At 72.5% G+C, this 13878-nt stretch carries 12 protein-coding genes; 8 read left to right on the top strand and 4 right to left on the bottom strand.

The genetic code is table 11. The features are described 5' to 3' along the window. The first annotated feature begins 101 nt into the window (after positions 1 to 101). Positions 102 to 1640 carry a DUF4082 domain-containing protein gene (locus ACY1JX_RS06795; RefSeq protein WP_462565653.1) on the top strand — a complete coding sequence of 513 codons (1539 nt, stop codon included), beginning with the start codon at positions 102 to 104 and terminating at the stop codon, positions 1638 to 1640. 84 nt (positions 1641 to 1724) lie between these two features. On the opposite strand, the gene ACY1JX_RS06800 is transcribed toward ACY1JX_RS06795, so the two are convergent. Beyond that, complete coding sequence (locus tag ACY1JX_RS06800) at positions 1725 to 2408, bottom strand: hypothetical protein (protein WP_286929324.1); 684 nt, start codon at positions 2406 to 2408, stop codon at positions 1725 to 1727. A gap of 199 nt (positions 2409 to 2607) precedes the next feature. Here ACY1JX_RS06800 and ACY1JX_RS06805 point away from each other — a divergent pair, with 199 nt between their 5' ends. Beyond that, complete coding sequence (locus ACY1JX_RS06805; protein ID WP_462565654.1) at positions 2608 to 3444, top strand: YveK family protein; 837 nt, start codon at positions 2608 to 2610, stop codon at positions 3442 to 3444. Further along, the gene (locus ACY1JX_RS06810; RefSeq protein WP_286929322.1) at positions 3441 to 4811 is read left to right on the top strand and encodes an O-antigen ligase family protein; all 1371 of its coding nucleotides are present in this window, start codon (positions 3441 to 3443) and stop codon (positions 4809 to 4811) included. Before ACY1JX_RS06805 ends, ACY1JX_RS06810 begins: the two co-directional genes overlap by 4 nt. Before the next feature lie 4 nt (positions 4812 to 4815). On the opposite strand, the gene ACY1JX_RS06815 is transcribed toward ACY1JX_RS06810, so the two are convergent. Beyond that, on the bottom strand, positions 4816 to 6084 hold the full coding sequence (locus tag ACY1JX_RS06815; RefSeq protein ID WP_462565655.1) for a hypothetical protein: 1269 nt from the start codon (positions 6082 to 6084) through the stop codon (positions 4816 to 4818). A 140-nt stretch (positions 6085 to 6224) separates the two neighbouring features. Between ACY1JX_RS06815 and ACY1JX_RS06820 the strand changes: the two genes are divergently transcribed. Beyond that, entirely contained in the window at positions 6225 to 7427 is a 1203-nt protein-coding gene (locus ACY1JX_RS06820) for a glycosyltransferase family 4 protein (protein WP_462565656.1), read from the top strand. Between the two features lie 2 nt (positions 7428 to 7429). On the opposite strand, the gene ACY1JX_RS06825 is transcribed toward ACY1JX_RS06820, so the two are convergent. Then, a complete protein-coding gene (locus tag ACY1JX_RS06825) occupies positions 7430 to 8941 on the bottom strand; it encodes a lipopolysaccharide biosynthesis protein (protein WP_462565657.1) in 1512 nt (503 codons plus the stop codon). A gap of 151 nt (positions 8942 to 9092) precedes the next feature. Between ACY1JX_RS06825 and ACY1JX_RS06830 the strand changes: the two genes are divergently transcribed. The 4 genes from ACY1JX_RS06830 to ACY1JX_RS06845 are packed head-to-tail and all read left to right on the top strand — an operon-like array spanning position 9093 to position 12827. Then, positions 9093 to 9629: an acyltransferase gene (locus ACY1JX_RS06830; protein ID WP_181754749.1), complete on the top strand. Its 537-nt coding sequence runs from the start codon at positions 9093 to 9095 to the stop codon at positions 9627 to 9629. Beyond that, positions 9626 to 10549, top strand: a complete 924-nt coding sequence (locus ACY1JX_RS06835) for a glycosyltransferase family 2 protein (RefSeq protein WP_462565658.1) — start codon at positions 9626 to 9628, stop codon at positions 10547 to 10549. Before ACY1JX_RS06830 ends, ACY1JX_RS06835 begins: the two co-directional genes overlap by 4 nt. Continuing rightward, positions 10546 to 11391, top strand: a complete 846-nt coding sequence (locus ACY1JX_RS06840; protein WP_462565659.1) for a glycosyltransferase — start codon at positions 10546 to 10548, stop codon at positions 11389 to 11391. The genes ACY1JX_RS06835 and ACY1JX_RS06840 overlap by 4 nt, the downstream gene beginning before the upstream one ends. Then, positions 11391 to 12827, top strand: coding sequence for a DUF4082 domain-containing protein (locus ACY1JX_RS06845; protein WP_462565660.1), 1437 nt, complete (start codon positions 11391 to 11393; stop codon positions 12825 to 12827). Before ACY1JX_RS06840 ends, ACY1JX_RS06845 begins: the two co-directional genes overlap by 1 nt. Here ACY1JX_RS06845 and ACY1JX_RS06850 read toward each other — a convergent pair. Continuing rightward, the gene (locus ACY1JX_RS06850) at positions 12811 to 13875 is read right to left on the bottom strand and encodes a glycosyltransferase family 2 protein (RefSeq protein ID WP_286929312.1); all 1065 of its coding nucleotides are present in this window, start codon (positions 13873 to 13875) and stop codon (positions 12811 to 12813) included. The two genes, ACY1JX_RS06845 and ACY1JX_RS06850, sit on opposite strands and share 17 nt — an antisense overlap. Positions 13876 to 13878: the final 3 nt, after the last annotated feature.

Here is a 13878-nt window from a genome sequence, read left to right on the forward strand (position 1 = left end):
CTTCAAGGCCTATCTCCATGCCGTTGACCCCCCAGTCCCCCCGAAAGCACCGCAGGATCTCGGCCAAGCGGAAACTCTCCTTCTCGCGACGCAGCCTCGTCATGGCACTGCTCGCCGTCACACTCACCACCCCAGCCCTGTTCGCCGCCACGGAGCGCACCTCCGCCGCCGCGGAGACGCAGAGCCTCCTCCCCGACGACCTGCGCCCCCGCGCGCTGGGCGACTCCCGCCCGTGGGAGGTCGGGCTGAAGTTCCAGGTCACCCGTCCGGCCTACGCCGAGTCGATCCAGGTGTACCGGAGCCAGACCCTCAGCCGCGGCACGATCGCGACCCTGTGGTCGCCCACCGGCTCGCCGCTGTCGACCGCGACCTTCCCCGCCTCGGGCCAGACCGGCCTGCAGACGGTGGACCTCGACTCCCCGGTGCTGCTCGAGCCCGGTGAGAACTACGTCGTCTCCTACTCCGCACCTCAGGGCCGCCAGCCCCAGGACCAGCGCCAGTTCACCCGTGCGGTGAGCAACGGCGTGCTGCGGGCCGCCCCGGAGGCGGGTGTCTACAGCGGACGCCTCGGCAACTTCCCGACGCGGACGTACCGCGCCTCGAACTACCACGTCGACGTGGTGGTCTCCACCGGCGACGCCGGGCCCACGACGCCCCCGCCCACCACGACGCCCACCACGGCTCCGACCTCGGCACCCACCACGGCTCCGACCTCGGCACCCACCACGGCTCCGACCTCGGCGCCCACCACGGCTCCGACCACGGCACCGACGAGCCAGCCCACCACGAGCCCGACGACCGCGCCGACGAGCCCGCCGCCGGGAGGCTCCAACTTCCCGACCCGCGCCAACACCGGAACGCCGGCCGGCTGGACACCCACCCGCACGATCAACGGTGACCACAACGTCACCACGGCCGGCGCGGTGGTCCAGGACCTGCGGATCGTGAACGGCAACCTCAACATCCGCGCGGCGAACGTCACCGTCCGGCGGGTCGAGATCAGCAGCGGGCAGATCAGCAACGTCTTCAACCGCCAGTGCTCCAACGGGCTGGTCGTCGAGGACACGACGATCCTGCGCGGGTCGACCGACATCGGCCAGCCGGCCATCCAGTTCGGCGGCTACACGGCGCGCCGGGTCAAGGTGGACGGTCCGTCCGAGGGCCTGCGCGTCGGTGGCCGCGACTACGGCTGCGGCGAGGTCTCCGTCGTCGACTCGTTCGTCAGCGTGAACGCCTACGCCGGCTGCGAGCGTGCCGGCAGTGGCATCGACTGGCACGGCGACGCGCTGCAGGGCTACAACGGCGCGAAGGTCACGGTGCGGCACTCGGTGCTGAAGCTGAACCCGACGCCGTACTGCATCGGCAACTCGGCGTTCTTCTACCCCACCCAGGGCAACACCAGTGCCGTGATCGACAACGTGCTCGTGTCCGGCGGCGGCTTCGTCTTCCGCCTTGACACCCCGGGTCAGGTCACCAACCTCAAGGTGGCCGAGGACTCCTGGATCTACGGGCCGAGCCACAACCAGGCCTGCGGCGCCGGGATCACCTGGGGCTCGGGGAACGAGTACGTCAACTACAACGAGAGCACCGGAGCCTGGTCGTCCAGTCGCCCGCTCTCGTGCCTGGGCTTCCGCGGCTGACCCCGCACCGCCCGTTGCGATCGTGACGACGGAGCCCCGCGCACCTGATGGTGCGCGGGGCTTCGTCGTGCAGGCAGGAGGAGGTCAGACCCGAGCGAGCTCACGGTCGTCGTCCGCAGCCGCGGGCTTGCGGTCGCGGCGGCGCTGGGCGCTCCGCTCCAGGGCCGCCACGCACAGCAGGGTGGCGCCGCCGCCGAGGACCAGCACCATCAGCTGGGCGAGCCTGGGCTGGCCGCGGAACTGGACCACGGCCGGCGACTCGGGCGAGGGCGCGATCGTCACCCGCTCGTCCGCGGCGACGTCCTGCTCGTCCTGGAGGGTCTGGAGCTCGGCCGAGATCTGGCGCAGCGCCTCGCGGTGCCGAGCTCGCGCGATCTCGGGATCGGGGGCGGCCACCTCGATGTAGAGGGCGCGGGTGTCGAAGTACGGCGCCCACTGGACCCCGTTGTCGGGCAGCGTGATCAGCACGCCGTCGCGCACCCCGCGACCCACCATGGTCGCGGCCGAGGACGCCGTCTTCGGCAGCGCGTCCATGCCGTTGATCCGCTTGCCGACGATTCCGGCCACGGTGATCAGGTCGGCGGCGTTGACGCGCAGCTTGTTCGGGTAGACCTCGCTGGCCGGGGAGACGAAGACGGCCTGCCCGCGCAAGTAGTAGACGTCCTGTCCGGAGCCGACCGCCGCGACAGCGACGTAGGTGATCCCGAGCCCGAGCACGACGACGTACCAGCGCCGGAAGGCGGCGACGAGCACGTCCCAGAAGACCACGTCACTCCTCCTCCGGCGGACCGGGCGTCCGCGTCGCCCTCCAGTCTGGCACGCACTCCCGTCGTTCCGGGCCGATCGCGGTGTTCCACCGCCGGGCGGAAAGCCCCCCGCATCGCGATCCCCTCGTTACGATGGGACCACGGCGGCCGGCACAGGGTCATCGCGCGGGAGTCGGGGAACGAGATCCACTGGGGAATCCATGCTGGTAGAAGTCATCAAGACGGTGCTGCGACGCTGGTACGTCGTCGTGGCGGGCCTGCTCCTCACCGGGGTCCTGGGCTACGCCGCGTACTCGTCCACTCCTCCGGTCTACGAGGCCAGCGGCACGGTGCTGCTGCTGCCTCCCGAGGACCAGGTCAGCGGCGAGGGCATCAAGAACCCGTTCCTCCAGCTGAACAACCTCGACGTGCCGACGTCGCTCGTGGTGGCCCGCCTCAACGGCGACGAGGTCCGCGCGCAGATCCTCGAGCAGCAGCCGGGCGCCCTCTACGAGGTCACCACCGACCCGACGATGCGCGGTCCCGTGGTCCTCGTCCAGGTGTCGGCGCAGAGCGCCAAGGCCACCGTGGACACCCTCGAGGCGGTCCTGGCCGCGGCGCCCACCGCGCTCACCGACCTGCAGGCCCAGCAGGACGTGCCGAAGGGTGACTCCATCACCTCCATGCAGCTCGCCGCCGACCTCGAGGCCACCGCCGTCACCCGCGCCACCACGCGAGCCGTCGTCGCGGCGGTCGCCGTGGGTCTGGCGCTGACCGCGGGCGCCACCGCGGGCATCGACGCGATCGCGCGCCGCCGTCGTGCGCGGCGCCGTCGCGAGGCCGACGCCGCACCGGTTCCCGCCACGGACGGCACGGTCACCTCCGACTCCACCGACACGGACGACGCCGTGGCCACCGAGCTGGCCGACGAGCAGTCCGTGAAGGACGCCACCTCCGACACCGACGGGGGCACCGACACGCCCGGCGGCGAGCAGACGTGGGAGCCCACGGAGGAGGAGCTCGCCCGCCGGAGCCCCCGGAGCCTCACCCCGCCATGAGCTCGTCCGTCCGGACTCCGGCGCGGATGGACTCGGTCACCTGGCTCCTGCTCTACCTGACCGTCCTCTACGCGATCCCGTCCCGGCTGGTCGTCCCCGCGCTCGGCAGTGCCGGCTCGCCCTCGATGCTGGTCGGCCTGATCAGCCTCGGCGGCTGGGCGCTCTACCAGGTGGGGCGCACCACCAGCCAGAGTCACGCCCGCGAGGTGCTGCCCGTCCGGCGCGCCCTGTTCGGCTTCGTGGCCTGTGTCGCGATCACCTACGTCGTGGCGATGTCCCGGCCGATCGACTTCGACGAGATCAGCCCCGTGAACGTCGCGATGGCGGTCGTCCTCTCGTGGTCGGGCACGCTGCTGGTCGCGCACGACGGCATCTCCTCCATGGAGCGCGCCCGCACGCTGGCGACGGGCCTGGCGTGGGCCGGTGGCCTGATGGCGTTCCTGGGCATCATGCAGGTCGTCACGAGCGACCCGATCATCAACCGGATCTCCATCCCGGGCCTGTCCGCCGCGCAGTTCGAGGTGTTCACGCGCGGCGACACGATCCGGCCCTCGGCCACCGCGACGCACCCGATCGAGTTCGGCGTGATCATGGCGATGATGCTGCCGTTCACGCTGCACGCGGCGTTCCACACCACTCACGGGCGACGGCTGCTGCAGTGGATCCCCACGCTCATGGTGGGTGTCACGATCGCCCTGACCTTCTCGCGCTCGGCCTACGTCAGCGCCGCGGTCGCCGCGGCGGTGCTGGTGATCGGCTGGCCGCGCGAGCGTCGTCGGCTCTTCCTCGCCGGCGCCTTCGCGATGGCGGTGGTGCTGTTCGCCGCCGTGCCCCGACTGTTCGGCACGATCCAGTCGCTGTTCCGCAACGTCGGCACCGACCCGAGCATCACGTCGCGCACCGACAGCTACGAGATCGCCTGGGCGTACATCGCGCAGTCGCCCTTCTTCGGCCGCGGCCTGGGCTCGTTCCTGCCCAAGTACCGGATCTTCGACAACCAGTACCTGCTGCTCATGGTCAGCATCGGCCTGGTCGGCACGGCGGCCTTCCTGCTGCTCGCCGTGGCCGGGCTCTGGGTGTCACTGCGGGTGCGCCTGCTCGCCGAGGACGAGGACACGCGCGACCTGGGCCTGTCCCTGCTGGCCGCCATCGCCGCCGGCGCCACGGGCATGGCGCTGTTCGACTCGTTCGCGTTCCCGATGACGATGGGCACGTACTTCCTGTTGCTGGGCATGGCCGGAGCGGTGCACAGGATCGTCGTGCTCGAGCCACGTCGTCCCGCGGCGCTGGCGCTGACGAAGCCGGCCGTCCCGCACCCGCGGCGCTGGGTCGGCGCGGTGCGCCGCCGCCTCCGCCGCGCGCGCTGAGGCGTCAGACCATCGCGTCGAGCACGCCCACCGGATCGGTGAACATGAGCGTGGCGGCACGGTCCACCAGGGCGGGGTCGAACACGTCGGCACGGAAGGACACCGAGACGCGGAACTGTCCCGCGTCGGTCGAGCTGATCCAGCCGATGGCGTTCGGCACCACGCCGTCGGTGCCGTGCACGACCCGGCGCTCGGCCGGCGGTACCTTCCACGGCAGCGCCTCGTAGATCCGCAGGACGCCGGGGTTGCTGACCGACGTCCGGGCGCGCACCGGCCGCGGCACGGTGTCGGCCTCGGTCGGGGCCGTGGGCGGGCGCCGCCGCGCTCGCAGCAGTCGCGCGGCCACCGCCGCCAGCGGCCGGCCCGAGTCGAGCATCGTGCTGAGGCGCTCGCCCACCATCGGCGGCTCGAACCCCTCGCCCCACACCGGGACGGACACCCCGGTGATGAAGTTCCCGCCCGTGGTCACGCCCTTCGGCAGGTAGCGGCGCAGGTCGACCACCAGGTCGCCCTGCGGCTCGATGGGGATGCCGGCCTGCTGCGTGGCGGCGGCCGCCAGCAGCATCATGGTGGGACTGATCCCGAGACCGTGCGCCGCACCCCATTCGCGGACCCCGGCCATCTGCTCGACGTCGCACGAGCGGTGCAGGCGGTGGGTCAGGTGCCCGGGATCGACGAGGGGCACGCGATCGTCCTCGCGCTCGACCGCACCGGCCGGGAGGGCGGCCACCTCGGGAGCAGCGCCGCGGCTGCGCAGGAGGGTCAGCAGGGTGCCGGGGTGACGGCCGAAGGTGTTCCACAGGGCGCGCGTCACGGGCCGCTCGGTGACCGTGTCGAACAGCGACGGGACCGGCGCTCCCCCGGCCATCGTCACGATGATGGTCGGCATGCTCGAGGCCAGAGGTGCGTCGAGCAGCACGTGGTCGAAGGCCGAGGCGAGCTCGTCGCCCTTCACGGCGAACTGCAGCGGGAGGTCCTCGACGAGGTGCGCCGCGAGCCAGTCCTGGGCCGACTCGGCCGTGCCCTCGGGTACGACGCGGAAGATCTCGGGCAGCCGCTCGGCGATGCCGGCGCCGACGTAGCGCCAGTGTTCGTCGTCGGCCTTCACGAACCCGGCCCGGGTGTGGGGGCCGTGGGCGGCGAGCCGCACGAGCGCGTCACCCAGCAGCTCCAGCGGCGGCAGGTCGAGTGGGCTGAAGGACTGGCGGATCCGCGAGCCGCCCAGGAGCCGGTCGATCCCGGCGATCGGCACCAGCCGAGATGGATCTGCCATGGCCCGAGCCTAGTCGCGGAATCGCCCGCCCGAGGGCGTCTCGCCGATACGATGTGCCCGACCGTCCCCGACGCCGAGGTGAGCGCTGCGATGTCCGATCCCGAGGTCCTCCTCGTCCCCGTCCGCGCGGGGCGCGGCGCGTGAGGCTCCTGCTGGTCGTCTCCACGGCGCACCCGGAGTCCGTGGGCGAGGCGTGGATCGCGCACCAGTGGATCCGGCGCCTCGCGGAGCGCCACGACGTCACCGTCCTGTGCTACCGCCAGCGGGCCGGGCTGCCGCTGACCGGGACGGTCGAGGGCGCGCGCATCGTCGAGTGGGACGAGCCCCCGCTCATCGGGCGCCACGAGCGCTTCAAGGCGATGCTGAACCCCGGCTACTACCCGTTCGCGTGGCGCGCCCGCCGCTGGATCCGCCGGGCGCTGGCCCGCGGCGAGCGCTTCGACCTCGCCCACCAGATCACCCCGGTGTCCCTGCGCTTCGCCTCGCCGCTGCGGGATGCGGGCGTCCCGTACGTGATCGGGCCCGTCGGGGGCAGCCTGGAGTCCCCGCCTGCGTTCGCCGACCAGGAGGGCGGCGCCCCGTGGTTCACCGGGCTGCGCCGGCTCGACCGGTTCCGCCTGCGGCGCAGCCCCGCGCTGCGCGCCACGTTCGCGAACGCCTCGCTCGTCGTGGGCATCGCCGACTACGTGCGCGACCAGCTGGGCGACATCCCCGTGCGCGACTTCACCACGATGAGCGACACCGGCATCGAGGTCCTGCCGCCGGCCGCGCCCGGCTCCGCCCGCACCCGGGGTGTGCGGCTGCTCTACGTGGGCCGCGTCATCCGCAACAAGGGCGTCCGCGACGCCGTCCGCGCCCTGCACCAGCTCCCCCGCGGCACCGCCACCCTCGACGTGGTCGGCGACGGTTACGACCGGGCCGCGTGCGAGGAGCTGGCTGCTGAGCTCGGCATCGCCGACCTCGTCCACTTCCACGGTCGCGTGGACCACGAGGCGGTCGACGACTTCTACGCGGCCGCCGACGTCTTCGTCTTTCCCAGCTACCGCGAGGCCGGCGGCATCGTCGTGATCGAGGCGCTCTCGCACGGTCTGCCGGTGGTGGCGTGCGACCGCGGGGGTCCGTCGAGCACCGTCACCGACGACTGCGGCATCCGGGTGCCCGTCACCGATCCCGAGCAGCTGGCGCGCGACCTCGCCGACGCCCTCACCCGGCTGTGCGCCGATCCGGGCCTGAGGGCCCGCCTCGCCGCGGGAGCGCGGGAGCGCAGTGCGGAGGTCTCGCTCTGGGACAGCCGCGTCGAGCACCTGGAGACGCTCTACCGCCGCGCCCTCGAGGGTCGCTGACCTCAGGCGCCCGGGGACTCGTCCCCGACGCGGAGGCGACGGCCGAGCACGGCGCGCACCGGACCCGCGATGCGACCGGGGAGCACCGACAGCACCGTGGCCGTCGTCGCGGGCTTGAGCAGGGCCATCGCCACGAGGTAGGTGACGAGAACCGCCGTCCCGCCCAGGAAGATCTCGACGAGGACCGGCAGCGGGTCGGCCAGCCAGAGCACGCCCCAGCCGGCCGCCCCCGCCAGCACCGCGGTGGGCACGACGCTGACGAACGGTGCCATGACCTGCCACCGCGTCGCGCCGATGACCGGCGCCACGGGGATCGAGCGCAGCAGCGCCTCGGCGACCGCGATGGCGGCCCAGCCCGTGACGACCGCGATCAGCCCGAACTGGACGAGGTACAGCGAGACGAGCAGCGCGAGGCTGTAGATCACCGCGATGAAGGCGAACCAGCGGCCCGGGTGACCCGTGCCCACCAGGAGCGCCTGGTCGACGGCCCAGCCCACTCCCGCGATCGCCATGATCGCCAGCGCCGGGACCACGAGCGCGCTCTCGGCCTTGTCGGCGCCGAAGAGCAGCTCCACGACCTCGGGCGCCGCGACCGCGAGGAACACCATGAGCGGCGTGATCACGGCGTACGCGACCGCCGAGGCGCGCAGGTAGAAGCCGCGTAGCCGGTCGACGGAGTCGCGGATCTTCGCGAACGCGGCCATGGAGACCGGGAGCAGCGCCGAGATCGAGAGGTCCTGGGCCGTCTGCACCAGCCGCTGGGCGATCGAGAGGAAGCCCATCTCGCGCACGCCGAGCCCGGCGACGACGATCGCCGTCTCGGCCCAGACACGCAGCGCGTACACGAGCCCGCTGCCGACGACGTGCGAGCCGAACGCGACCATCACCTTGAACCGCGCGAGCGAGAAGCCGGGATGGGGCCGCCAGCGCGCCACGATCCACACCGAGACCAGCACGATCGTCTGGCCGCACAGGACCTGCAGCACCAGCGCCCAGGCGCCCCCGCCGGTGACCGCGACGGTGATCGCCACGACCTGGGCGATGATGGCCGCGTTGGCCTCGATCAGGGCCAGCTTGCGGAACTCCATCGCGCGCCGCAGCAGCGCCATCGGCACGGAGCCGACCGCGACGGCGAGCACGGACAGGCCCATGACCTGCAGGAGCGGAGCGGCCTCGGGCACGTCGAGCGCCGCGCCGATGAACGGCGCCGCGAGCGCGATCACCCCGGCGAGGGCCGCACCGGACACGAGCGAGAACCAGAACGCGGTGGCCAGCGTGCGCTCGTCGACCTCGTCGGCCTGGACGAGGTATGCCGAGAAGCCCGCGTCGGCCAGGACGTAGATCAGCGGGAGCAGCGTCGTGGCCGTGGCGGCGACGCCGAAGTCCTCGGGCGACAGGATCCGGGTGAGGATGATGATCGTCAGGAAGCCGCCGAGCCGGGTGATCCAGCGCTGCGCGGTCATCCACAGGACGCTGATCGAGGTGTGCCGGGCGAGTCCGGTGTCTTCGCTCATTCCCACCCCATCGCACGGACCTCGGTCCATCGCCCCAAACCCCGGAAAGGCAGCGCCCGACCGCAATACACTGTACTGCGCGGCACTGTCCGTCAGAGGCCGAATGCGCAGACCGCCCGCACCTCGCGGGCGACGTCGAGAGGACCGATTCATGAGCGACGGTCGACCGGGTTCGAGTGCGGCGCGACGCGTCCTGCGCCCCCGCACGTGGCGTCGCTGGGCGCGGATGGCGAACTTCGCCGGGTACGACGGCGCCTCGATCGACGACGCCACGATCGGCGCGGGCGTGCGCCTCTCCCCCACCGTCTCGGTGCGCAACGGCAGCCGCGTCACGATCGGCGACGGCTCGCACATCGGTCAGGGCAGCTGCCTGTGGGCCGGCGACTCCAACGGCCGCATCACCCTGGGCGACCACGCCCTCCTGGGCCCCGACGTCTTCATCACCGCCTCGAACTACGACTTCGACGCGGGGCCGGGCCCCGTGATGGACCTGCCCAAGCGCGAGGCCGACGTCGTCATCGGCGCGAACACGTGGCTGGGCACGCGGGTCGTCGTGCTGCCGGGCGTCACGATCGGCGACGGCACCATCGTGGCCGCCGGCGCCGTGGTCACCCGCGACCTGCCGCCCGACTCCGTCGCCGCCGGCGTCCCGGCCAAGGTCGTGCGCCGCCGCGGTGCCGCCACGTGAGCACCGCCGACCTGGCGATCGTCATCGTCACCTACAACAGCGCCGACTGGGTGGGCCGCTGCCTGGACTCGCTCCCGGCCGCCCTGGGCGACCTGTCCGCCGAGCTCGTCGTGGTGGACAACGCGTCGGCCGACGACAGCGCCGAGGTCGTCTCGCTCCACGCGCCGCACGCCATGCTGCTGCGCAACGACGCCAACGTGGGCTTCGCCCGTGCCGTGAACCAGGGCGCCGCCGCGAGCTCCGCACCGTGGGTGCTCATGCTCAACCCCGACATGGACGCCCGTCCCGGCTCGCTCGCCGAGCTCGTGGACTTCGCCCGCCGCCACCCGGGCCACGGCATGTACGGCGGTCGCACGCTCACCACCGAGGGTGATCTCGAGCCCTCCTCGTGCTGGGGGCTGCCGAGCCTGTGGAGCACGTTCTGCTTCGCGTCGGGCCTGTCCACCGTCTTCCGCCACTCCACCGTCTTCGACCCCGAGTCGCTCGGTCGGTGGCCGCGCGACACCGTGCGCGAGGTCGGCATGATCACCGGCTGCCTGCTGCTGGTCGAGCGCGACCTGTGGAACCGCCTCGACGGCTTCGACGAGCGCTACTTCGTCTACGGCGAGGACGCCGACCTCAGCGCCCGCGCGCGCTCACTCGGCGCCCGGCCCGTCATCGATCCCGCGGTCGAGGTCGTCCACGCCGTCGGCCGCTCGTCGGAGGGCACGGCAGGCAGCAAACCGCTGCTGCTGGCCGGCAAGATCACCTACGCCCGCACCCACCACGGTCGAGGCGCCCCACTCGGCGTCGCGCTGCTGCGGGCCGGGGTCGGCCTGCGCGCCCTCGGCTCTCGGCTCACCGGCCGCGGCGCGAAGTGGCTCGCCACCTGGCGTCGTCGCGGCGAGTGGTGGGATGGCTTCCCCGGCGAGGCGCGATGAACCGGGCCCGCGCGAGCATCGTGATTCCGGCCCACGACGAGGAGCGCGTCATCGGCCGCACGATCGAGGCGGCGCTCGACGGCCTCGACCCGGCCGACTTCGAGACCGTCGTGGTCTGCAACGCCACCACCGACGCCACCGCCCGGGTCGCCGCGGCGTACGACGGCGTCCGGGTCGTGGAGATCCCCACCGCCTCCAAGACCGCTGCCCTGAACGCCGGCGACGCGGCTGTCTCGGCCTTCCCGCGCATCTACCTGGACGCCGACGTCGTGCTGTCGCCCGGCGCCCTCGAGGCGGTCGTCGGCGCGCTCGAGTCGGGACACCTCGCGGCGGCACCCCGGCCGATGTTCGACATGACGGGCCTCTCGCTCCCGTGCCGGGCCTACTACGCGATCCGCTCGCGGCTGGGCTACGTCAGGCACCACGTGATCGGCGCGGGGGTCTACGCCCTGTCGGAGCAGGGCCGCGCCCGCTTCGGCGCCTTCCCCGATGTCATCGCCGACGACGGCTTCGTCTACGCCCACTTCGAGCACGCCGAGCGCCACAACCCCGACGGTGCCACCTTCACGGTGCATCCCCCGCGCACCCTGCGCTCGCTCTACCGCCGCCAGGTGCGCATCGTCGCCGGCAACCAGGAACTGGTCGCGCTCGGCCACCGGGTGCAGGCACCGCGGCCCACGTGGCGCGACATCGTCCGCGAGGAGCCGCGCCTGCTGCCCGCCGCCGTCGTCTACGTCGCGGTCACCGTCGCGGCCCGCCTGCATGCGCGGGTGCGCTCGACGCGCGCGTGGAACCGCGACGAGACCTCGCGCGGGCCGGTCGACGCGAGAGCGGGTCGCTGATGCGCAAGCTCCTGCTGATCAGCCTCGGGGTCATCGTCGCCCTCGTCGCGCTCGGCGTCGTCGCGTTCCTCGTGATCGACCCGCTCGACGACGGTGCACCCTCGGGCGACGTCGTCTCGCTGTGGCCCGAAGTCCCCCCTGCGCACGTCGGCGTGGTGAACGACGAAGGTCCCGTGGAGCTCGGCACGGCGTTCACGAGCAAGGTCGAGGGCGCGGTCGCCGGCGTGCGCTTCTGGTGGACACCCCGCAACGAGGGGCCCCACGTGGCCAGCCTGTGGTCGTCCGACGGCGAGCGGCTCGCCACCGTCGACTTCGGGGAGACCGGGGGCCAGGAGGGGTGGCGCACCGCGTGGTTCGACCAGCCCGTCGAGATCGAGCAGGGCGAGCGCCACGTCGTGTCGTACCACGCACCGCAGGGCAATTTCGCCCAGACGGTCGGCTACTCGGGCCAGTCGTACTCCGGGGCGCTCGAGATCGAGCCCGGCAAGAGCGGCGTCTACGCCGAGGGCGCCGAGAGCAACTTCCCGACGAAGTCGTGGGAGTCCAGCCAGTACTGGGTCGACCCGCTGTTCATGCCGCGTGGCAAGGTGCCCGAGGCCGCGGCCCCCGCCGACCCGAAGATCGTCGACACCGACGACTTCAAGGCCTCCGGCTACCCCACGTCGGCCGACACCGGCGTGCCCGAGGACTGGGAGCCGGAGCAGACGTACACGGGCGACCTCGACGTCGACGAGCCCGGCACCGTGCTCGAGGACGTGAGGATCGTCAACGGCGTGCTGCACGTCCGCGCCCCCGACGTCACGATCCGACGCGTCGAGTTCGTCGGCTCGCGCATCGACAACCTGCAGGCGAACGCCTGCAACAACAACCTCGTGATCGAGGACTCCAGCTTCGTCCGCGGCGACACCGAGCTGTTCCAGCCGGCCGTGCAGTTCGGCGGCTACACAGCCACCCGGGTCAAGGTCATCGGCCTGTCCGAGGGGCTGCGGGCCGGTGGCGCCGAGCACGGCTGCGGCCCCGTCGTGGTGGAGGACTCCTACCTCAGCATCGCCCCGGCGGACGGCTGCCCCGACGTCGACTGGCACGGCGACGGCTTCCAGGCCAACAGCGCCGCCCCCGCCACGATCCGCGACACCACGATCCTGCTCAACCACGACGAGGGGTGCCTGGGCAACGGCGCGATCTTCCACCCCGAGAACTCGGGCAACGAGCGTCTGACGGTGGAGAACGTGCTGGTCGGCGGCGGTGGCTTCTCGTTCCGGCTCGGCACCCCGGGCCGGGTCTCGGGCCTCAAGGTCGTCGCCGACTCCTGGCAGTACGGGCCCTCGAACGTCACCACGTGCGACCGGACCACCTGGGGCGCGGGCAACGAAATCGTGTCGGTGTCGCCGGACGGCGACATCAGCGCCCTCGGGCCGCTCAGCTGCGAGCGGTGAGCGACGCGGCGTGGGCCGCGCGCTCGGCGTCGGCGACCTGCCCGTAGAGCACGGGGAGCGAGGACTGGTCGGCCGCCATGACCTCGTCGAACCTTGCGTACGCCGCCTTCGCGCCCTGGTGCACCTCGCGCCCGTACTGGTCGCGTCGCTTGGCCGCGTAGAGGAACAGCTTGTAGCGCAGGTACCGCCGCAGCCGGCGCCGCGCGAGCGACCGCTCGGGCATCACCTTCGCGCAGATGTACAGGTAGTTCAGGACGTGGAAGAAGCCGTAGTCGAACCCGGCGGCCCGCGCGCCGGGGGCGACGCAGTGGAACACCAGCGACCGCGGCGCCGCCGCGACGAGGGATCCCGAGGCCAGGACGCGCAGGCCGATGTCGATGTCCTCGTGGGTGGCGTACCCGACGCGCGAGCCCAGCGTGGGATCGAACCGCAGCTCGCGCAGGACCTCGGTGCGGAACGTCATCCGGTAGCCGCCGATGGTGGGCACGAGCGGGTGGTCCAGACCGTCCTGCTCCGCGCCGGACCGCAGTGCCTTCGTGCGCTCGGCGCCGAAGAGCACGAACGGGGCGGGCACGATCAGCCGCTCGACGCGGTTCCTGATCGCCATCACGACCGGGACGTTCGTCAGTCGCCGGGTGGGCGCGATCGGCACGTCGACGCCGGGCGGGGCCGCGGCCACCGGCGTGGCGGAGATCGCGCCGTAGCGGCGGTTGCGGTCGGCCTCGTAGACGTCCATGAGGTGCTCGGCCGTGTCGGGGAACCACAGCGAGTCGTCGTCGGGGTACATCGTGACCGGCTCCGTCACGAGATCGAGGCCCTGGTTGCGCTGGGCGGGCAGGTTGGCCTGGTCGCCGTACCGCACGACCAGGGGGATCTCGGTCTCCCGGGCCACCGACTCGCAGTAGGCGCGCACGGCCTCGTGGTCGTCACTGCGGTCGACCACGACGATCCGGGAGGCGGGCCGGGACTGCGCCACGAACAGCGGCAGCGAGACGCGCAGCATGTCGAGCCGGTTCCGGGTGGCCACCACGATGGCGTAGTCGAGCATCGC

It is taken from the genome of Aeromicrobium sp. JP4, from assembly GCF_054957925.1.